Raw genomic sequence first — 20,791 nt, forward strand, 5'->3', positions numbered from 1 at the left:
TTAATGGACTCTTGTTAAATTAATGTATAACACCAAGCTCAGTGAGTTTTTGTTTTAAAGCTCGAGTGACTCTTGCGGGTAAACCAGCAAAACTGCCATTACTCATAAAGACGACATCATCGCCCTGTTGGATCTGCGCCATTAAGCCCTCATACAAGGCTTCATAATTCGAAAAAATTTTAATATGACGCTTAAACCGGACTGCTTCTGGCAATTTCCAACCCCATTTGGGGTCAATATATAACAATACTTGATCTGCTGAATCAAAAGCGGCCACCAGCTGCTCACTAAACACACCCATGCGCATCGTATTTGATCGTGGTTCACACACGGCCACCAGTCGTCGTGGTGTTGCAGATAAGGCTATCTTAGCTTGCTGTCCTGCCAAAGTTGTCGCAATGGCTGTCGGGTGGTGTGCAAAATCATCATACAGATTAATATCTGCCAAATTCGCGAGATGAGACATACGACGCTTCACCCCTTTAAATGAAGCCATAGCACTAATGGCCTGCGCAACAGGCACACCAGCATGCTGCGCTGCAATAATAGCGCTCATCGCATTACGAACGTTATGGACACCGGTTAAGGTCCAACTAATCACACCCTGCAAATCGCCTTTAAACCAGACTTCAAACTCACTGGCATCGGGTTTAATCAGGACCCAATGCCAATGAGAATCAGCGGCTGGCTGTTCGGCATTGTGACGGCAAACCGGCGTCCAACAGCCACGATCGAGTACTGAATCGAGTGCGGATTCCTGTGCGGGCATCACAATTAGACCATTGCTTGGCACCGTTCGGACAAGATGGTGAAATTGTGTTTGAATCGCAGTTAAGTCAGGGAAAATATCAGCGTGGTCAAACTCTAAGTTGTTCAACACCAAGGTTCTTGGGTGATAATGAACAAACTTGGATCGTTTATCAAAAAAAGCGGTATCGTATTCATCGGCCTCGACTACAAAAAATGGCGCTGAACCAAGACGTGCTGACTGGCCAAAGTTCTCAGGCACCCCGCCAATTAAAAACCCTGGCGCCAGGCCTGCTGACTCTAAAATCCAACTTAACATGGCCGATGTAGAGGTTTTTCCATGTGTGCCTGCCACACCCAACACCCAGCGATCTTTTAGTAGATAACGCGCTAGCCACTCAGGCCCTGAACAATAAGCTTGATGACGATTTAGGGTCGCTTCGACCGCTAGCATGCCACGGGTCATGGCATTACCTATAACCACTAGATCAATATCCTGATCCAAAAAACTTAAATCATCTAAATCAGATATGGCAATACCCGCTTGCGCTAATTGATCACTCATGGGAGGGTAGATGGCTTTATCTGAACCGCTAACCTGGTGACCCATCGCTTTTGCAAGCTGCGCCACGCCACCCATAAATGTTCCTGCAATACCTAAAATATGTATACGCATAGCCACTCCTGATGTTTGCACTATTATAGCTTTTTAAACATCAGAAATAAAAAAACTCAGCACAAGGCTGAGTTTAGGGGGAAAGCGATTTACGGATTATTTAGAAGCTGGAACGATCTTAACTAGATCATTAAATGCGTGCCAACTCGCATAACCCAATAATGGCATTACAATCAGCATTCCCAAACCAAGTGAGAAGATAGCTACTGCCAACAATACCGCAATGACTGTAGCCCATGCCGCCATGACTAGTTTGTTTTCCATAGAAATTTGGAAACTAATAATCATCGCTTGCACTGCACCAATATTCTTATCTTTCATTAATAATGGAATAGTGACCACACTAATGGTGAATACAAACGCTGTTAATGCAATGGCTAGCAAAGCGAAATAGGTCATAAATGTAAGACCTGCTTCAGATAACACAAAGCCCATTAAGCCCAAAGATGGATCGACAATTAGTAATCCATGTGATTGCGCAACAATCGCGGCAAGCAATGGAGTAAAGATAGCCCATGCAGCCGTAATAACACCCAATACCGCCGCATAGAAACCAATATCACCGGCATTCGCTTTCCAGGACACCATTGAATCAAACAACTTTGGCTTTTCACCTGCTTCAAGCTGCTTAGCGGTGTAATACAGACCCGTTGCAAGGAAGGGTGATAACATTACAAAAACGGTTGCAATGGTAAACATGTGAATCGGATTATGTCTAAATGACAAGAACACTAATAAGACTGATAGCGCCATTATTGCACCATAAAATAAAGAAATACCCGGTGCTTCAGCCATATCTTGCCAGCCGCGTTTTAACCAACTTGCTATGTCAGTTAGCTTGGCATCGGTTGAAATAATATGTTCACCTTGTTCGGTGACATGATCGTGGATATGATCGTTAGATGGAGCATGACCATAAACTTGAGTATTGCCAGACATGATTGCCTCCTTTATCGATTATTTAAATCTAAGGTACAACCCTCTGTGAAACCCTTTTCTCCTAGATCGCTTTACGATTAAATTATGAGGGTTATAACTTTTGCTACAGCTTTACAATAACAAATTTTTATACCAAATTTATAATAGATAATTCTTAGGTTTACATAACTAAACTTGATAGAATCTTTTCATAATATTTAAACAAGACACCCTAATGAATTACCAACTTATCACTGATACCCAAACGCTAAACCAGCTCTGTCAAGGCCTTCTCAAAGAAAAATGGCTCGCCATCGATACTGAATTTATGCGCCAAGATACTTTTTTTGCGCAGCTTGCTATGATTCAAATTGCGATACCCAGCCTTGAAGTTTACTTAATTGACCCCTTATCAATTGATGATTTAGATGCACTTTGGGCTTTATTGGCAGACAAAAAAGTTTTAAAGGTGTTTCACGCTGCGCGACAAGACCTTGAAGTGTTGTATCAACACGCTTATGTCATGCCAGGCCCGATTTTTGATACGCAAGTAGCGGGTGTATTTTTAGGCTTAGGTGATCAAGCGGGGTATGCGCGCCTGGTCGAGACCTTTTGTAATGATAAGATAAACAAAGATCAAGCACGCACACCTTGGTTAGAACGTCCGCTACTTGCAGAGCAATTGGAATATGCTGCAGCAGATGTTTGGTACTTGGCGCAGGCCTATCCAAAAATCCTGCATCTACTTACCCCAACCCAACGCCAAGCACTCGAAGCAGACTTTAATGCCCTAACTGATCCAACCCTGTACGCTATTGAACCAGACCGGGCCTGGTTGCGAATTAAATTACTATCGGGCTTAAAACCAAAACAATTAGGTGTATTAAAACAACTTGCCGCATGGCGAGAAAGGCAGGCAGTCGAACGCAATCAACCTCGAAAATGGGTTATCTCTGATGATGCTTTACTACAACTCGCTAAACGCCCCGTTCGAACAGTCGAGGAACTACCAAAGCTCAATAAACTTACGCCAGAAATTATCCGCGAGCAAGGCGCAGATCTTATCAACCAATTGGACTTAACGCTTCAAAACCCAGACTGTTGGCCAGAACTACCCGAGCCCATTGCACTTAATACTAACCAGCAAACCCTGTTACCCGTGCTGCTAGCCATTAGCCAACAAACTGCATCTACACATGGAATTCATCTACCCAATTTAGCTAATAAGCAAGAACTGGCGGCCTTAATACTCAATCAACCCTCCCAACTCAACCAGGGCTGGCGTCATGTATTATTAGGCAAAAAATTACAACAATTTTTACAAGGCCAACTCCACTTGCGTGTTGACAATAAGCTTGCAATTCAACCCAGGCTTGAATTAGCTGCCCCCTTATTTTGACCTGATATATTCAAAGGAACACACTATGCATAATGCACTTTACGCTCAAGCCGGCGGCGTCACAGCCGTCATTAACGCAAGTGCGGTGGGTGTCATTGAAACCCTTCGCCAATATAATCAAACCCCGCGCATATTTGCGGCCATTAATGGCATTGAAGGCTTACTGAATGAGGAACTAGTTGACCTCACTGATATATCAGACACCGATCTTGACCGACTCAAGAACCTACCTGGCGGCGCTTTTCAAGCCTGCCGTTTTGATTTAGCGCCACTAGCAGAACGCCCAGACCAATATCAGCGTTTACTTGATATCTTTAGCCACTATGACATTGGCACTTTTTTTTATAACGGTGGTAATGGTTCCATGCTGACCGCAAAAAAAGTCGCCGATTATTGCCAATCACAAGGCTACCCTCTTCGCTGTATTGGTATCGCTAAAACCATAGACAATGACCTAGCACTCAGTCATTGCAGCCCGGGGTTTGGTAGCGCGGCTAAATTCTTAGCGAGTCATTTTTTACAAGCGACACTGGATGTCCAATCTATGGCAGCAAGTTCGACTAAATTCTTTGTTATGGAGGCGATGGGACGTAATGTTGGTTGGCTAGCCTTGTCAGCAGGCTTGGTAAAAGATGTTATTCCTAACCTACCCTTGATTATATTACCTGCTGAGCGTGCCTTTGATAAAGCTGCATTTTTAGCCAAAGTGTCTAGCTTGATCCAGTCTCATGGCTATTGTGTTTGTATGGCATCTGAAGGACTTTGCCATGCCAGTGGCGAATGCCTATCCGTTGCTCGCGAGGAACAGGCTCATGGCAAAGTTTATCGGCAATTTGGCGGCGTTGCTCAAAAACTCGCCCAACTGGTTGAACAAACACTCGGTATCAAAACGCACAGCGCCAACCCTGACTATTTGCAACGCTCTTCGGCTTTATGTGTTTCTGCTACTGATTGGCAAATGGCTTATGAAGCAGGCGCTGCCGCCGTTCATGCTGCCCAGCAAGGTGAACATGGTATATTGCCATTAATTAAGGCTTCAACCGAGTCTTACAGCAACCAACCACTCACTTGGACATTTGAAAACCACCCATTAGCTGACGTGGCCGAGTTGGAGTTTCATGTTCCCGATCACTATATAAGCGAAGATGGCATGGATATAACTGAAGCAGGCTTGGCCTATTTAAGACCACTGGTGATGGGAGAGCGCACCACGGTATGGCGCGCGGGTTTGCCGGATTTACGTCCTCTTGTTTGGACCCGTATGGTCAAAGCACTACCGACTTTTGAAGATCCAAGTGATGTCTAACGTAATTGCTCTGGGCGTATACACTGCATACCCGAACCACAGGCTTGGTCAACACTCATGCTAGACATGGCTTGGTCGGGTTGATAAACAAACACCTGGTCAAAGAAACGACGATCAACAAAAACCTCTAAAACAGTTTCATAGTTATTATCCGCCATTGGGGTAATACTGATCACTCGCGCGCCCCGTACCATCGCATTGACACGCGCTCGGAAACTATCATTTTGTGTTGCTAAGCTTGCGACAGACGTATTACTGTCAATGTTAATGCCGTAAAGCTGCTCCGCTAACGCGCGATAGGCATCCAACTTTGAAGCACGAATCGCCATTAGTCGAACTTGGCCAGGTGTCATGCCTTGGTAAGCGATCTCTGTACCATAACCCACAGCGGTGATTCGAATCCGCTCCCTGGGCGTATTAACTGGCACAGACTGGGTTGCGATGCCATTTGATGCTGGCTGCGAATTACCGTCCGAATCATTATTGTTTTTCGCTTGATTAGAAGGCTCTGGCTTCGAAACCGAACCGGCGCCATCAAATGTTCTTCTCGCCTCAGGTGAGACTGTTGTGCTTTTAAACTCAACTTGTGAATAGTTAACTGGCGTAGGCTTTGGATCTGGGGTCGAGTTACAACCCGAAATAAGTCCAATGGTAACCAGCCCTAGTGTGATTGCAGATAACTTTTTCATATCAAAATTCCTTCTCGTACTTTAATTTGGCATCTATACTTTATGGATAACTAAACTGGTTAGACGGTGCAATATAGCGATATGCATCAGGTGCAACTGGCGCAGATGGCTTCGCCTCTTCTTCTGCTTCTTTAGCTTGTTGAGCAAGTAATTGTTCCAGCCACGCTCTTTCAAACTCGCGCACCGCTTGCGCAGTTGCAACCTGACGCTGGTCAAGTTTTGCCACTTTTTCATCCACCTGGGTTACCCGACTTTGAATCGTATTCGCAGTGCGTTGAAGTTGAACAATGCGACGCTCCAATGCCTGTGTATTAACCTGAGCCGCTGCAGCGGCTGGCGCTTGCTGCGGCGGTGCAACTTCAGACTCGTGTTGACGCTGACGGGCGCTTAATTGATTAGCGTCTTGTTGCGCCGCTAACACATCATCGATTAATAAGCGACTCACATCGAGTTTTTGCTCTAAATTACTTATTTGCTGACTCAAATTTTGCAACAGTAATTGCTGCTGTTCACTCGTTTCATGCTGCAGTTGCAAAGATTGATCTAAATGACCTGTGCCACTCGCGTTCCAAGCAAGGGTCGCCATGATAAACGCACCCAATGAAAAGAATACTGCCAAACCTGCAGTAGCCAACCCCATCATCCTGATCTTTTTTAGCTCAGTGTTTTGATCTTTTGTGAGCGCGACAGTCACGGGTTGATTTGATGACGTTTCCATTCTCGCTACCTCTGTATGTTTTTCATGCGCATCATTATTTGATGTGTTTGATGACTCATTAACCTTTTTATCCGTATTGCGCTTGGGTTCAGCAGCAACAGCCGCAGCTGCAGGGGCTGTAGTAGCTGCCGCAGCAGGTGCCATCGCAACAGGATCCGAAAGTATGCCAGACGACTCTTCTTCTAATGAGTCATCATTAATTTCGAGCAAATCATCTTCAGCTTCAGTAACGCTTGCCTGTTTGGGTTCGTCTGGAATTTCTTCAAGATCTGGCTCAGGCTCAGGCTCTGCAGCCGTTGAGTCATCTGACTCTTGCAGACTATCGGTAAAGTCTGCTAAGTCTTCATCTAATTCACCTTCTGATAGCTCATCTAATAACGCGTCTATATCGTCTATATCGTCGTTAGTGGTCTCGTTTTTTTCAGCCATATTCCATCCATCTTGCTGCTAACAAGAGTCTGTAAAATAAAAAATAAAATATCTATAACTCTTTACGACCTAGCATGCTAAAGCTTTAGCCATTAATCCACATCCTTAATCAACATTCTCTACTGGGACTAAACCGGCATTTAAATAATACCACTGCTGGCCTAAGCTAAACTCGCCCCGCTCAGTAACAAACACCTCACCAAACTCAGTAGCAAACTGATCGGGTAGCAAATGCCCTGACCGTCTAATAAGTTCAACCACAACTTCACCCAAAGCAAAAAATAAGCCATCTTCTGTCTCAAACGATTTATTTTGATTAACTTCGGCTAAAAAATGACTCGGTAATAGCGCATAAGTTGACTGCCAACGCGACAAATTTGACTTAAAAAAAGTGGGGTCGGGCAGTTCAGAAGGCAACCATAAAATAGGCAGATCCTGTTGATGATATTCCAATAATGGCCTCAACAACATCGCCTGTTCAATCGGTCCATAAAAGACCACTAATGTTTGATCTTGCCGACTCCGCCCAATACCTGTCAGCGGTCGCTCAATCACGCGCGCTAACCAATTTTGTCGAGCTCGACTCTCTTGGTGCCCAAAGCGTTGTGCGACTAGGTCGTTTAGTTGCGCGTTAGACTCGACAATTAAGGGTTGATAATTCTCCCCTAACTGGAGGTTAACGCGATTGATGAGGTGGGACGACGCATCACGCCATTGCAACCAAGTGATACCCTGTGCATGCTGCCCTGTTAACCAACTTTCTAGCGCCATCGCTTGTTGTTCATAAGTTGGATTGAGAACCCGCTGAAATCTTGGGTCTAAAACACGAGCAGGATGGAAAAGGATCGCGGGCTGGTCATGAAAATGCTGCGCTAATCGTGAGGTCAGTTCACGGCGCTCTAGAATAATCAATAAATCCGCACCGGTCGCTTCAATCGTCTCAATGAGCACCGCAACAGGCTCATCTGTAGTATCAACAAAAGACAGATCCTTGTGAGGATAATGGGCCAAAAGGACTTGTTTGAGCGCCAACCCAGCAGGTGAAAGTTCGCCACTCAAAGGCGCAATTAAGGTCATCCGATCAGCTAATGAAGCTTGAGCAAAGCCAGTAACCTGTGCAGACACCACATCTTCGGTTAGCCACCCCAGTCGTTCTGCTTGCTCGCTCACCCATTGCCAACGCAGCTCAAACTCATGAATTGCAGGTAAACGACGCAATTGCTCATAGGCGGGGAAAAAAGCATTTCGATCGCCTTGGCGCAGCGCGATTTCTGCACGCAGCAGCGCAATTTCATAATCCAACATCTGCAATCGCGACACATCCACCGCTTCAGCAGGCCTGGTAGCTTGCGTCGTTTGCTGAGATGTGGGCGGCTGTGCCATCACAGCTGACCAAGCTAACCCAAAAAGTGCTAATCCCCAAACAGCTAGCCCAACGCCTGTCACAAGCCTTCCGCGCCGCCAGCTAGCCCGCACCCTACTCAGCACCGAACTAGTCCACCAAGGCTTTACTAACAATTTCAAACACGTCTTTTGACTGAATTGCACCTTTCAGTTCTTCGAGTACTTGTTTCATCAGCTTTTGCTGTTCGGGCTGATAACGACGCCATTGAATTAACGGCACCACCATCCGTGCCGCCACTTGTGGATTAATGGCATCTAAATGCAACACCTGTTTAGCCAACCAACGGTAGCCTGCGCCATCCGCTTGATGGAACAGTGCCAGATTCATACGCGCAAAACTTCCCAAGACACTTCGCACACGATTGGGCGTCGTCCAAGCAAATTTAGCATGGGCTAACAAATCATCAACACCAGCTATACCTGCCGCTTGGCCAAAACCGGCTTGCCAAGCAAACCACTTGTCTAATACCAAAGGTTGATCCAGCCAGCGCTGATAAAAATCATCCATCAAAGGAGCTGCCGCGACTTCATGCCACTGCATTACGCCTTGTAAACTGGCAGCAACATCCGTCATGTGTGCCTGGGCATGATATTGCGCCGCTGCTGTACTTAACGCCTGTTGATCATCACTGGCCAACCAGGCCTGCAAGACCCGATTTTTAAGCAAACGGCGTCCAATTGCCTGGGCGTTATAAGCATAATCACTCGATAACTGTGTGGCCTGAGCCTGATAAGTTTGTTGCCACAAGTCCACTAATGCTAAGCCAATAGCACGCTGATAGGCTGGATAGACTTGCAACACCGCGACAATCGGTACCGGATTAAACTGTTCAATCAAATAGCTCATGTCCGGTAGATTCAACGCATAACCATACCAAGCCCAATCCACATCCGCCTGCGCACTCTTGGCCAAAGCTTCCGTTAATAAGCTGGTAAATAGCGTTACAACCTCATTACTCGGTTTGACCACTAGGTCAGCCGTCGGTGTAGCCGCCGCCTGATTCACCTGCGCAACTAAATCCGCCAAGACCAGTTGCTGAACCATTTCCCAGCGATTAAACGGGTCGGTATCAAACTTAGCCAGATGCATTCGTGCCGTCGCTGGCATGGCATAGTCTAAAACCACTGGCGCACTAAAATCACGCAACAACGACCAGACCAAATCCGCCGGCGCATCCTTAACTTCGAGTGTTTGATTAGAGGCGGTTAATAAATACACCCACTCGCCCTCTATTAAACGCAATTGACCCGCCGCGATGGCATCCTGTGCCGCTGTCGCCAAACAAGAGGATGACCAGGCCTGGCCTGAAGCATCAAATGCCGCGAGTTTAATCGGGATAAGTAATGGTGTTTTATCGGCTTGCGACTTGACTTGCGACTTAGCTTGTGCCAATGGATTTTGCTGACTAAACTGCAACAACCAGGCCTGCTGATTTGCATCATAGTCGGCCACTACCTTCACCAGCGGCGTACCGGCCTGCTGATACCAGGCCTGCATTTGCGTTAAATCTTGCTGATTCGCATCCGCCATCGCCAACCTAAAATCATCGACGGTCACCGCTTGACCATCATGGCGCGCAAAATACAAATCCATGCCTTTGCGAAAACCATCACGACCCAACAGTGTTTGATACAAACGCACCACTTCCGCACCCTTTTCATAAACTGTTAAAGTATAAAAGTTATTCATTTCTATATAGGATTGCGGCTGAATCGGATGCGCCATCGGGCCGGCATCCTCGGCAAATTGATGGCTTCGTAACCGACGAACATCTTCAATGCGCTTAACCGGAGCCGATAACATATCGGCTGTAAATTCTTGATCACGAAAAACCGTTAGGCCTTCTTTTAGCGTGAGCTGAAACCAATCACGGCAGGTCACCCGATTACCCGTCCAGTTATGAAAATACTCATGCGCAATGACCGCCTCAACCCCTTCAAAATCGACATCCGTCGCGGAATCGGCATCGGCTAACACAAACTTCGAGTTAAAGACATTTAAGCCTTTGTTTTCCATCGCGCCCATATTAAAGTCATCTACCGCGACAATCATATAGCGATCTAAATCGTAACTTAACCCAAAGCGCTGCTCATCCCAACGCATCGAAGCAATTAACGAATCCATCGCATGACGACATTTGGCAAGATGCCGTGGCTCGGTGTAAATTTCTAACAACACCTCTCGCCCTTCTGCGGTAGTGTAATGATCCGTTAAACAACCAAAAGATCCAGCCACCAGCGCAAATAAATAACAAGGCTTTTTATGCGGGTCCTGCCAAACGGCTTGATGACGGCCATCTGGCAAGTCAGTTTGCGCGACTAAATTGCCATTGGCTAACAGGGTCGGATACTCGGCTTTATCAGCAATCAGGGTGGTTTGATAAGTCGTCAATACATCGGGGCGATCAAAGAAATAGGTGATTTTGCGAAAGCCCTCGGCTTCACATTGCGTGCAAAAGCGACCCGATGACAGATACAAGCCCTCTAGCGCGGTGTTCGCCTGCGGGTTAATTTCGGTCACTATTTCAAGCTGATAAGGCGAGGAACTATTGGCAAACAAAGCTTTGGGCAATCGAAGTTGGGTGTCAGTAAGCTGGTAATTCACCTCATTAAGAAGTTGGTCATTGAGCTTAATCGAGATAAGACGCAGATTTTCGCCATCAAGCAGCATATCCGCCAGCGGCTGTTCAGCTGCCAGCTGACAGACCATCCGGTTAGTGACCTGGGTTTGTGTTGGTGATAATTCAAATGTTAGATCTAAATTGATCACCTCAAACACCGGGGCTTGATAATCTTTTAACCACTTCGTTTCAGCTTGAATAGTCACAATAATCGTCCTTTAATAAACATGTCATTATTTAACCACAAACGAGAGATTAAGATAATTCAACCTAATGGTAATGTTTTAGCAAGATGGGGCAAAAGTCTGCGCGCCACGACACCCCAGAAAACCAATAAACAAAATCTATCAATAATATAAAAACAATTATAAATATTAATAAATAATTTCGTTACAATGAAAAACAAGTCAGCGGGTCTAGGCCTTCTGCACGGTCTTATCACAACAGAGGAGATAGCCATGGAACACAATCAAACTGCAGGTAAATGCCCGGTTATGCACGGGGCCAACAGTCAAATGGGGACATCTGCGATGTCTTTTTGGCCTAACGCCCTGAACTTGGACATTCTGCATCAACATGATTCAAAAGTTAATCCGATGGACCCCGGTTTTGATTACCGCGAAGAAGTTAAAACACTTGATTTCGACGCCCTTAAAAAAGATATGCATGATCTCATGACCCAAAGTCAAGACTGGTGGCCAGCTGACTGGGGTCACTATGGCGGTTTGATGATTCGTATGTCATGGCACGCAGCGGGTACCTACCGTATTGCAGACGGACGTGGCGGCGGTAGCACCGGCAACCAGCGCTTCGCGCCGCTTAACTCATGGCCAGACAACGTTAACCTAGATAAAGCGCGCCGTTTATTGTGGCCTATCAAAAAGAAATATGGCAACAAAGTAAGCTGGGCTGATTTATTAGTGCTTGCTGGCACCATTGCTTATGAAAACATGGGCTTGAAAACCTACGGTTTTGCATTTGGTCGTCCAGATATCTGGCACCCAGAAAAAGATATTTACTGGGGCGCTGAAAAAGAGTTCTTAATGCCTTCTGACGAGCGGTATGGCGACGTTGAAGATGCAGCGTCAATGGACAACCCGCTTGCTGCGGTGCAGATGGGCTTGATTTACGTTAACCCAGAAGGGGTAAACGGCAAACCTGATCCGCTTAAAACTGCGCACCACGTTCGCGAAACCTTCGCTCGTATGGCGATGAACGACGAAGAAACCGTTGCTCTTACAGCCGGTGGTCACACCGTAGGTAAATGTCACGGTAATGGTCGTGCGGAAAACCTCGGACCCGACCCAGAAGCGGCGGATATTGATGAGCAAGGCTTAGGCTGGAACAATAAAACTGGCCGTGGTGTTGGTCGTGATACTGTATCGTCTGGTATCGAAGGTGCATGGACAACTCACCCAACCAAATGGGATAACGGTTACTTCTATTTGTTATTCAACTACGATTGGGAATTGAAAAAATCACCCGCCGGCGCGTGGCAGTGGGAACCGATTAACATCAAAGAAGAAGACAAGCCTGTTGATGTTGAAGATCCGTCTATTCGTTACAACCCGATTATGACTGATGCCGATATGGCCATGGTTAAGGATCCAATTTATCGTGAAATTTCGAAAAAATTCTACGAAAATCCAGATTATTTCTCGGAAGTGTTTGCCCGTGCATGGTTCAAACTGACCCATCGCGATATGGGGCCCCGTGTTCGCTACATTGGCCCAGACGCCCCAACCGAAGATTTAATCTGGCAAGATCCGGTTCATCCTGGCAAAGCGGACTATGATGTCGCAGCGGTTAAGGCAAAGATTGCCGCAACGGGTTTAAGCATTAGCGATATGGTATCGACCGCTTGGGACAGTGCACGTACTTTCCGTAACTCTGATCTTCGTGGTGGTGCTAACGGTGCGCGTATTCGCCTTGCGCCACAAAAGGATTGGGAAGGTAACGAACCTGCTCGCTTGCAAGCAGTGCTCGCCAAACTAGAGCCTATTGCCGCCGAGTTTGGTATTTCAGTCGCTGATGTGATTGTCCTTGCGGGTAATGTTGGTGTTGAACAAGCGGCCGCAGCAGCGGGTGTTCAAGTTGAGGTGCCTTTTGCGCCAGGTCGTGGTGATGCCACACCTGAAATGACCGATATAGAGTCATTTGCGGTACTTGAGCCAATTCATGATGGATTCCGTAACTGGGTCAAAAAAGACTATGCCGTACAACCAGAAGAATTGTTGCTAGACCGTGCGCAATTAATGGGCTTAACCGCGCATGAAATGACCTGCTTAATCGGTGGTATGCGTGTGCTAGGTACCAACCATGGTGGTAGCAAGCATGGCGTATTTACTGACCAAGTCGGTGCGCTAACTAATGATTTCTTTGTGACCCTGACTGACATGGCTTACAGCTGGAAGCCTGCTAGCAAGTCGCATTATGACATTGTTGATCGCAAAACCGGTGCCACTAAATTCACCGCCACGCGCGTGGACTTAGTGTTTGGTTCAAACTCGATTTTGCGTAGCTATGCTGAAGTCTATGCTCAAGACGATAACAAAGAGAAGTTTGTTAACGACTTTGTTGCCGCATGGACCAAGGTTATGAACGCGGATCGTTTTGATCTAGAATAAAACCAAAAGCTTTAGTGACCTAAGCTGAACCCTGTACCTAGACTAGGTACAGGGTTTTTTTATGCGCGCTCTTTGCACCTTTAAATGCTAGGATTAAGCTATGATCCAAATAAAATTTTGAAGGTGAGCATGAATTACTTTGCACTCGGCTGGGATGTCGGCGGTTGGAATTGCGATAAAAACCCAAGCAGTCGCGATGCGTTAGTATTACTTGACCCGCAACATCAACAAGTTGGCCAGAGCTGGCGCGGCAATTTGCGTGAACTCATTAATGTCTCAAACGATTACCAGGCCTGGTTAAGCCAAGTCGCATCGTTACTGGCACTGCCGGCTGATTTTTTTGAGCAACATCCTTATCCTGTTTATTTGGGCATTGATACCCCGCTGGGGGTGTCCGTAGCCTGGCAAGAGCTGATTATTCAATTTAAACCTGTTGCCCAGATTGAAGACTCGGCCAGCAATCCCTACTTATATCGTTATACCGAACGCTGGTTATTAGCACGAGGCCATACGCCCCTTTCTGCTATAAAAGATATGATTGGTAGTCAAGCTACTAAGGGTCGGCATTTGTTAGCTAAGGTTGCCCCTTATCAAGCCAGTTGCGGGATTTGGCAAGATGCGACTGGAACACTGAGTGCGTTTGAGGTGTACCCTAGTCTTGCCAAAAAATCGCCAAGTTTGCAACGGGCTTTTAGCCAGATTAGTTGGCAGCAGGCCTGCCCCGAGCCAGGAGATGTGTATGATGCCGCCTATTGCGCCCTGGTCGCCGCTTGTTTAGCAAGCCAACCCGAACAATTAGCCCAACCACCAAAAGACACGCCCTGGTCGGAAGGTTGGATTTTTGTACCCTGTGATAGTATTAACGAATGATTAATAAACTAGAATTCAGATGATATTGAACTTATCCCATAGATTAGCAGGCCTGCTATTTAAACCGGCCACTAAGAACAAACTAGTGCTATGTTTTTTGCTTGGCCTTGTAAGCCTCGCTGCCCTAAGTAACCCGGCACAAGCCATGCCAGCACCTTTAGCGGACTGGTCAGCGAGCCAGCAAATTGATATTCATTATGTAGCTGCTAGTGCACCGCGGCAAGGCCAGCTACTTTGGTTGCCCTCCGAGTATGGTCGCCTGGATAGTGAGCTCGAACTCGCACAAACTCTCGCTGAACAGGGGTTTGACAGTATCATGCCTGATTTTTTCAATAGTCTGATGCAAGCCGCCAGTCGTGATAACTTTAGCCAGATCGCACCCGAATATTGGATCAGCTTAATCCAAACCAGCCATCAACTTACCCCAAACAGCCTACCTACCTGGATTATCGCACCCAATCGCGCAGCGGCTGCCGCACTTCAAGCCCTCGCTCACTATCAACAAACCGCGCAATCCCAGCTGGGGCTGATTTTAATTAACCCTGATTTATTCATCGCCACGCCTGAACCGGGGCAAGTTGCTGAGTATCTTCCCGCTGTCAGCGCCACCAATCTCCCGATTTATATTTTGCAAGCCGAACTGTCACCATGGCGCTGGCAGTTGACAGAACTCGTACAACAACTTGAACAAAGTGGCAGTGAAAGCTATATTCATCTATTAGCAGGCCTGCGAGATCGTTTTTATTTTCGTCCCGATGCCACCGCATTCGAACAACAGGCCACCCAACAACTCGGTCAGCAAATCCTTCGCGCCAGCCAGTTACTCTTCCCGCTCATGCAAACTGCGCGGCAAAGCGCGCCTGTAGCCTCATTAGCAGCCACATCAGAGCAGAAGCTAACAAATAGCGCCGCCTTGGCAACCGCTGAGACAACGACCGCTCGGCTGCAGCTATATCGTGGTGAACAAGGACGCGACTTTAATTTAGTCGACCTAGATGGCCAAACGCATCGACTCAGTGATTATAAAGGCCAAGTGGTATTGCTGAATTTTTGGGCGAGCTGGTGTCCGCCCTGCTTATATGAAATGCCGTCGATGGCCCGACTCAAAAATCAATTTAGCGATGCAGATTTTGAAATTTTAGCCGTCAACCTGGCCGAACGACCTGAGGACTTTGCGCAATTTTTAGCCGACAACCCGGTCAACTTCCCCATATTGCTCGACCCCGCTGGCAGTGCGATTCAAACCTGGCGCATTTTGGCTTATCCAACGACTTACTTAATTGATCGCCAAGGGCAACTGCGTTATGCCCTGATTGGTGGCATCGAATGGGATGAACCTGAGCCGGTTGCCGCAGTCAAACGCTTGCTTAGTGAATAAACAATTTAAAACATAGGACAGATCACCATGAAACGTAATCTACTCGGCGAACCGCTAGCACCCTGCTCACACATGCCACTTACTGGATTTTATCGCGATGGCTTGTGCCGCACCGATGAACATGACCGAGGCCGTCATGTCGTATGCGCTCAAATGACCGACGAGTTTCTGCGTTTTTCCAAACAACAAGGCAATGACCTTTCCTCACCGATTCACCCGCATTTTCCAGGTGTAAAGCCGGGGGAATTCTGGTGCTTGTGCGCATTACGCTGGGTCGAAGCCTATCAAGCAGGCCTGGCACCCAAAATCCGCTTTGCCGCGACCGATCAAGCCCTGCTACAGTATATCGATATGGCCAGCCTGCGCCCTTATGCACTGGATATTAACTAGCGAACATTAACAAAAGGAACGTAATATGAAATATCGTCCGCTTGGCGACAGTGATATCAATGTCAGCGAAATCTGTTTAGGCACCATGACCTGGGGCGAGCAAAATACGGAGGCGGAGGCCTTTGCTCAAATGGACTTTGCGCTGGAACAAGGCGTGACTTTTTGGGATACCGCTGAGCTTTATGCTGTGCCCCCCAAACCCGATACCTACGGTGCTACCGAACGAATTATCGGCCATTACTTTAAACAGCACGGGCGCCGTGACCAGGTTGTTTTAGCCAGTAAAATCGCGGGGCCGGGTGAATTTGTTCAGCATATTCGTAACGGCCAAACCCGCTTTACCCGTGAAACTATTACCGAAGCCCTTGAGGCCTCGCTTACCCGCCTTAATACCGATTACCTAGACCTCTATCAATTGCACTGGCCGGAGCGACACACTAATTACTTTGGCCAACTTGGCTTTACCCCACCCTCTGAAGCTGAACAAAATCTGACGCCCTTGGTTGAAACCCTGCGCACCCTAGCGGATTTAATCAAAGCCGGCAAGATTCGCAGCTACGGTTTGTCGAATGAAACCGCTTGGGGCACCATGAAAGTGATCGGCCTCTGTGATCAACTCGGCCTGCCCAAGCCTGTGTCAGTGCAAAACCCATACAATCTCTTAAATCGCAGCTATGAGGTGGGGTTAGCAGAAATTGCTTATCGTGAAAATGTGGGCTGTCTGGCTTATTCCCCACTGGCGTTTGGCGTCTTAACCGGTAAATACCGTCAAGGACAACGCCCTGAACATGCCCGCGTTACCCTCTTCCCACGTTTCGATCGCTACTTTAACCCTCAAGCCGATGCGGCTACTGAAGCCTATGTTTCGTTGGCAGCAGAACTCGATATTACCCCGGCACAGTTGGCGCTCGCTTATGTTAATAGTCGGCCATTTGTGACCAGTAATATTATTGGTGCCACCAATCTGGAGCAGTTAGCTGAAAATATTGCTAGCCACCAAGTAACCCTGTCGGATGATGCGCTTAAACAGATTGAAGCGATTCATCAGCGCTACCCCAACCCCAGTCCGTAAAAATTAAAAACTACCCGTTTAATAATTAAAATTTTGCACCCTTAATTATTTAAGGGTGCAAAATGCCTGTTTTACTCATTTAATTACCTTCAGGCCATCATCGATACATACCACTATCTACTTACTTATTAAAAGGTGTATGTATTATGGCTAAACCCCTTCCATGTGACATTGATATCGCTATTGGCAAACAAATCCAACGCCGCCGCAAAGAACTCGGCATTAGCGCCGATGAATTATCTGAATGTATTGATGTATCTCAACAACAGTTCTCTCGCTACGAACGAGCACAAAGTAAAATCGCAGCGTCACAACTTAAACAGGTAGCAGATGCAACCCAAACCGATGTCGGCTGGTTTTATTTGGGCGCGAAAACAATACCGGTTATATCGCTGATTGCAGAAGATCACGGCTACTATCAAAGTTATGAATCTAAAGCCTTACGCAACCGCCTTGAACAAGCTTGGCCGATGCTGCATCTTGATCAACAAAAAGCCATTATTCAATTAATCGATACATTTATAATGCCACACTAAGGCTACATCACAGACAAAAGACCTTTGCAAGACCTAATTAAAATTAGCACACCGCTGAAAGCGGTAAATTTTGTGTTAATCTCGCGCAATAAGCGTCTATTTTAATTGTGAGCAATTATACGTTAAAGGAACATTATCTTGACTGGCATCCAAGAAGCTAAGCACCATGACACGGGGTATAAAGAACTATTCTTTTATCCCGAACTCGTGCAGCAATTAATTGAAGGCTTCTTTCCAGAAGACATTGCCGAGCTGATGGATTTTGCTACGCTAAAAATTCACAGTGGGCACTATATTACCCCGTTATTTGAAGAGAAAATCGAAGATGTGGATTGAGCAGGAGCGCCATGATAGTGCGGCAAAAGCAAAGCTTGAAAGTGCCTATCTAATGGTACAGGAATTTAATCACTCAGTTAATGAGGTGGCTGAAAAACTTTGTATTCCACTTAAAGACCTAATGGACTACATAAAACAACGCACCCAGCAATAGTACACAATAAACGCCAAAAACCAGATACGCATGTGCCAACTCCTCTATAAATAATTTTTGGTACAACCAAAAATATCCTATAATTAAAAGTAATTTATTTACCTTGTGAAGATCAATGAAAAAACGTGTTTTTGACGTTGTCATCGTTGGCGGTGGCATTTCCGGTTGTGCGCTCACCTACACGCTAGCGCGTTACACCAATATCAAGTCCATTGCACTATTAGAAAAGTATGACAACCTGGCCGCGGTTAACTCCAATGCCCGCAGCAATAGTCAAACCCTACACTGCGGGGACATTGAAACCAATTATAGTTTAGCGAAGGCCGGCCAAGTCAAACGCCAAGCGAATATGCTGGTGCACTATGCCAAGCAAGTTGAAAAAAATGACTTCTTGTTCAAGTTCCCCAAAATGATCTTAGCCGTCGGTGATAAGGAATGCGAAACGCTAGCAAAGCGCCATGAAGAGTTTGCTGAAACCTTCCCCTACATGGAATTATGGGATGCCGCCAAAATTGCTGAGGTGGAGCCCCATGTCGCTTTAGTAAGTGGCCAGCCGCGCCCTGAAAAAATTCTGGCATCGGGCTGTACTGATGAATATAGTGCCGTTAACTATGGACTGATTGCTAAATCCTTTATTGCCAGCGCGCGCAAGCATTCGGCCGACATTGCCATTCATCTGAGTACACAAGCTCAAAAAATTCAAAAGTTTGATGATCACTATGAAATCACCACACCACAAGGCACCTTTATGTCGCGCTATGTGGTGGTATCAGCCGGTGCGCACAGCCTACTGCTTGCTAACCAGCTTGGGCATGGTTTGGATATGTCGATTCTGCCGATGGCGGGTAGTTTTTACTACACGCCCAAGTTACTCAATGGCAAAGTGTACACCATTCAAAACGACAAACTTCCTTTTGCCGCATTGCATGGTGATCCAGATCTGATTGAACCCAATAAAACCCGTTTTGGCCCTACTGCGCTGATGCTACCAAAGCTTGAACGTTACACCGGTGGCACCTATTGGGAATTTTGGAAAAGCTTAAAACTGGACTTCAAGGTCACTAAAGTCTTTTGGGACTTAATGAAAGATAGTGACATCCGCAATTATATTTTCCGCAATTTTGCCTTTGAAATTCCTGGCATTCGTAAACGGTTATTTTTGAAGGATGCCCGTAAAATTTTACCTGGCCTGCAATTAGACGACCTCCAGTTTGCAGAAGGCGTCGGTGGCTTGCGCCCACAAGTTATTGACAAAACCAGTATGCAATTAAAACTCGGTGAAGCGAGTATTACACCAGTTGGTGAAAACCTGATTTTTAATATGACACCGTCACCTGGTGCCACCACCTGTTTATACAACGCGTATCGTGACACGCGCCGGATTTGTCAAGGCTTAGGTTTAGAGCTTAAGCGTGAGCAACTCGTTAATGAGCTGCTAGAAGGCCATGATCTTTTCACCGACTAAGCCGGCCCATCAAACCGCTCCAAATACCCTGCCAGTGTTAATCCTATCAGGATTACTTGGCAGCGGTAAAACCACCCTGCTGCGCCAACTTATAGAATCTAAACAGCAACAAGCAACCGCTGAAACCTGGCAGATTTTGCTCAATGACTTTGGCGAGCTGAATCTTGACGCATCTCGACTAGCCACAGATGGCATCAGCATCACGCCGCTAGCCGGTGGCTGTATTTGTTGTACAGCCGAGCATTTATTTACTCGGCAACTGCAACAACTCAGTACGCAACAGCATCCTGATCGGCTCGTTATTGAGCCGAGCGGCCTGGCTAACCCAGCCGCGATTATTCGCGCAATCCGTCGTTTTAATCAGCAAGAATCGCATACTTTTTTTAAAATTATCCAGGTGATTACTCTCGTGGATGCCACCCAGTTTTCTGAGTCTTATTACCAACGTTCTGGTTTATTGCGCGATATGCTTAATTTGGCTGACCAAATCATTATTAGCAAGTCTGATTTAGTTTCATCTCAACAGGCAGCAACGCAGCAGGCCTGGTTAACCCAAACGCTGGGCCCCACAAAACCCGTTCATTTAAACTTAACGAGCGAACAACTAGCCGGTTGTTGGCAAGCGCCCCGGCAGAACTTGAGCTTTCATTTACTTAATGACACCAACACACCGCAACTTGGCCAAACCAGCCAAAGGGTTAATTCTTCATTACCGGGCGTTTTGATCGCTCAAGTGAAACAAGGTGACATTAGCCTATTAAGCTGGCAAGGTGAGGCAGAACAGCTGTGGTCACGAACCCTGCTAAAGCAGCTGATGGCTGCCCCACCCGCAGGCCTGCTCCGTCTTAAAGGGGTATTGCGCACCGGTAAAGACTGGCAAGCCGTCCAATGGAGCCCGTCCGGTCTCGATTTCGCTGACCAGGCCTGGTATTTAGATAACCGACTTGAAATTCTCGTTGATTGGCCCTATGAAGCTTTTGAACAGGCACGCGCTGATTTTGAAGAAAAACTAAGTAAGTGCGTGCAAGTACGTGACCTTGTCTAGAAAGCTTGCTA

The 20,791-nt window shown here is 46.6% G+C and carries 18 protein-coding genes; 12 read left to right on the top strand and 6 right to left on the bottom strand.

The genetic code is table 11. From position 1 onward, the window contains the following. Window positions 1–19 precede the first annotated feature (19 nt). The gene (gene mpl, locus BM293_RS04300; protein ID WP_093447066.1) at window positions 20–1,423 is read right to left on the bottom strand and encodes a UDP-N-acetylmuramate:L-alanyl-gamma-D-glutamyl-meso-diaminopimelate ligase; all 1,404 of its coding nucleotides are present in this window, start codon (window positions 1,421–1,423) and stop codon (window positions 20–22) included. Between the two features lie 96 nt (window positions 1,424–1,519). Next, window positions 1,520–2,362 carry a DUF2189 domain-containing protein gene (locus BM293_RS04305; RefSeq protein WP_093447067.1) on the bottom strand — a complete coding sequence of 281 codons (843 nt, stop codon included), beginning with the start codon at window positions 2,360–2,362 and terminating at the stop codon, window positions 1,520–1,522. Window positions 2,363–2,576: 214 nt separating this feature from the next. Here BM293_RS04305 and rnd point away from each other — a divergent pair, with 214 nt between their 5' ends. Continuing rightward, on the top strand, window positions 2,577–3,740 hold the full coding sequence (rnd, locus tag BM293_RS04310) for a ribonuclease D (RefSeq protein WP_093447069.1): 1,164 nt from the start codon (window positions 2,577–2,579) through the stop codon (window positions 3,738–3,740). Between the two features lie 25 nt (window positions 3,741–3,765). Continuing rightward, window positions 3,766–5,046, top strand: a complete 1,281-nt coding sequence (locus BM293_RS04315) for a 6-phosphofructokinase (protein ID WP_093447070.1) — start codon at window positions 3,766–3,768, stop codon at window positions 5,044–5,046. Here BM293_RS04315 and BM293_RS04320 read toward each other — a convergent pair. The 4 genes from BM293_RS04320 to pepN all read right to left on the bottom strand — a co-directional run bounded on the left by BM293_RS04320 (window position 5,043) and on the right by pepN (window position 11,113). Further along, on the bottom strand, window positions 5,043–5,735 hold the full coding sequence (locus tag BM293_RS04320) for an LPP20 family lipoprotein (RefSeq protein ID WP_093447072.1): 693 nt from the start codon (window positions 5,733–5,735) through the stop codon (window positions 5,043–5,045). The two genes, BM293_RS04315 and BM293_RS04320, sit on opposite strands and share 4 nt — an antisense overlap. 40 nt (window positions 5,736–5,775) lie before the next feature. Beyond that, window positions 5,776–6,882, bottom strand: a complete 1,107-nt coding sequence (locus tag BM293_RS04325) for a hypothetical protein (protein ID WP_093447073.1) — start codon at window positions 6,880–6,882, stop codon at window positions 5,776–5,778. A gap of 105 nt (window positions 6,883–6,987) precedes the next feature. After that, on the bottom strand, window positions 6,988–8,328 hold the full coding sequence (locus BM293_RS04330) for a type 1 periplasmic-binding domain-containing protein (protein ID WP_234968894.1): 1,341 nt from the start codon (window positions 8,326–8,328) through the stop codon (window positions 6,988–6,990). A 46-nt stretch (window positions 8,329–8,374) separates the two neighbouring features. After that, window positions 8,375–11,113, bottom strand: a complete 2,739-nt coding sequence (pepN, locus tag BM293_RS04335) for an aminopeptidase N (RefSeq protein WP_093447076.1) — start codon at window positions 11,111–11,113, stop codon at window positions 8,375–8,377. A gap of 252 nt (window positions 11,114–11,365) precedes the next feature. Here pepN and katG point away from each other — a divergent pair, with 252 nt between their 5' ends. The 10 genes from katG to BM293_RS04380 all read left to right on the top strand — a co-directional run bounded on the left by katG (window position 11,366) and on the right by BM293_RS04380 (window position 20,780). Beyond that, entirely contained in the window at window positions 11,366–13,534 is a 2,169-nt protein-coding gene (gene katG / locus BM293_RS04340; RefSeq protein WP_200770595.1) for a catalase/peroxidase HPI, read from the top strand. Between the two features lie 129 nt (window positions 13,535–13,663). Beyond that, the gene (locus BM293_RS04345; protein WP_234968895.1) at window positions 13,664–14,404 is read left to right on the top strand and encodes a hypothetical protein; all 741 of its coding nucleotides are present in this window, start codon (window positions 13,664–13,666) and stop codon (window positions 14,402–14,404) included. Window positions 14,405–14,423: 19 nt separating this feature from the next. After that, the gene (locus tag BM293_RS04350) at window positions 14,424–15,782 is read left to right on the top strand and encodes a TlpA disulfide reductase family protein (RefSeq protein ID WP_093447079.1); all 1,359 of its coding nucleotides are present in this window, start codon (window positions 14,424–14,426) and stop codon (window positions 15,780–15,782) included. Window positions 15,783–15,809: 27 nt separating this feature from the next. Further along, complete coding sequence (locus BM293_RS04355) at window positions 15,810–16,172, top strand: DUF2237 family protein (RefSeq protein ID WP_093447081.1); 363 nt, start codon at window positions 15,810–15,812, stop codon at window positions 16,170–16,172. 25 nt (window positions 16,173–16,197) lie between these two features. Then, window positions 16,198–17,244 carry an NADP(H)-dependent aldo-keto reductase gene (locus BM293_RS04360; RefSeq protein WP_093447082.1) on the top strand — a complete coding sequence of 349 codons (1,047 nt, stop codon included), beginning with the start codon at window positions 16,198–16,200 and terminating at the stop codon, window positions 17,242–17,244. 146 nt (window positions 17,245–17,390) lie between these two features. Beyond that, window positions 17,391–17,780, top strand: coding sequence for a helix-turn-helix domain-containing protein (locus tag BM293_RS04365; protein WP_093447084.1), 390 nt, complete (start codon window positions 17,391–17,393; stop codon window positions 17,778–17,780). Window positions 17,781–17,918: 138 nt separating this feature from the next. Further along, window positions 17,919–18,116 (top strand): Rpn family recombination-promoting nuclease/putative transposase, encoded by a 198-nt coding sequence (locus tag BM293_RS04370; RefSeq protein ID WP_200770596.1) that lies wholly within the window; start codon window positions 17,919–17,921, stop codon window positions 18,114–18,116. Further along, window positions 18,106–18,270, top strand: a complete 165-nt coding sequence (locus tag BM293_RS10235) for a hypothetical protein (protein WP_159428455.1) — start codon at window positions 18,106–18,108, stop codon at window positions 18,268–18,270. The genes BM293_RS04370 and BM293_RS10235 overlap by 11 nt, the downstream gene beginning before the upstream one ends. Window positions 18,271–18,385: 115 nt before the next feature. After that, a complete protein-coding gene (locus tag BM293_RS04375) occupies window positions 18,386–19,735 on the top strand; it encodes an FAD-dependent oxidoreductase (RefSeq protein ID WP_093447085.1) in 1,350 nt (449 codons plus the stop codon). After that, complete coding sequence (locus tag BM293_RS04380) at window positions 19,716–20,780, top strand: CobW family GTP-binding protein (protein WP_093447087.1); 1,065 nt, start codon at window positions 19,716–19,718, stop codon at window positions 20,778–20,780. The genes BM293_RS04375 and BM293_RS04380 overlap by 20 nt, the downstream gene beginning before the upstream one ends. Window positions 20,781–20,791 lie beyond the last annotated feature (11 nt).

Source organism: Thiomicrospira sp. ALE5 (assembly GCF_900112445.1).
Lineage (GTDB): Bacteria > Pseudomonadota > Gammaproteobacteria > Thiomicrospirales > Thiomicrospiraceae > Thiomicrospira.

What these genes read in the sequence shown, in the direction of transcription:
- mpl (WP_093447066.1), bottom strand. Translation starts at nt 1,423, where the DNA reads ATGCGTATACATATTTTAGGTATTGCAGGAACATTTATGGGTGGCGTG.
- BM293_RS04305 (WP_093447067.1), bottom strand. Translation starts at nt 2,362, where the DNA reads ATGTCTGGCAATACTCAAGTTTATGGTCATGCTCCATCTAACGATCAT.
- rnd (WP_093447069.1), top strand. Translation starts at nt 2,577, where the DNA reads ATGAATTACCAACTTATCACTGATACCCAAACGCTAAACCAGCTCTGT.
- BM293_RS04315 (WP_093447070.1), top strand. Translation starts at nt 3,766, where the DNA reads ATGCATAATGCACTTTACGCTCAAGCCGGCGGCGTCACAGCCGTCATT.
- BM293_RS04320 (WP_093447072.1), bottom strand. Translation starts at nt 5,735, where the DNA reads ATGAAAAAGTTATCTGCAATCACACTAGGGCTGGTTACCATTGGACTT.
- BM293_RS04325 (WP_093447073.1), bottom strand. Translation starts at nt 6,882, where the DNA reads ATGGCTGAAAAAAACGAGACCACTAACGACGATATAGACGATATAGAC.
- katG (WP_200770595.1), top strand. Translation starts at nt 11,366, where the DNA reads ATGGAACACAATCAAACTGCAGGTAAATGCCCGGTTATGCACGGGGCC.
- BM293_RS04345 (WP_234968895.1), top strand. Translation starts at nt 13,664, where the DNA reads ATGAATTACTTTGCACTCGGCTGGGATGTCGGCGGTTGGAATTGCGAT.
- BM293_RS04350 (WP_093447079.1), top strand. Translation starts at nt 14,424, where the DNA reads ATGATATTGAACTTATCCCATAGATTAGCAGGCCTGCTATTTAAACCG.
- BM293_RS04355 (WP_093447081.1), top strand. Translation starts at nt 15,810, where the DNA reads ATGAAACGTAATCTACTCGGCGAACCGCTAGCACCCTGCTCACACATG.
- BM293_RS04360 (WP_093447082.1), top strand. Translation starts at nt 16,198, where the DNA reads ATGAAATATCGTCCGCTTGGCGACAGTGATATCAATGTCAGCGAAATC.
- BM293_RS04365 (WP_093447084.1), top strand. Translation starts at nt 17,391, where the DNA reads ATGGCTAAACCCCTTCCATGTGACATTGATATCGCTATTGGCAAACAA.
- BM293_RS10235 (WP_159428455.1), top strand. Translation starts at nt 18,106, where the DNA reads ATGTGGATTGAGCAGGAGCGCCATGATAGTGCGGCAAAAGCAAAGCTT.
- BM293_RS04375 (WP_093447085.1), top strand. Translation starts at nt 18,386, where the DNA reads ATGAAAAAACGTGTTTTTGACGTTGTCATCGTTGGCGGTGGCATTTCC.
- BM293_RS04380 (WP_093447087.1), top strand. Translation starts at nt 19,716, where the DNA reads ATGATCTTTTCACCGACTAAGCCGGCCCATCAAACCGCTCCAAATACC.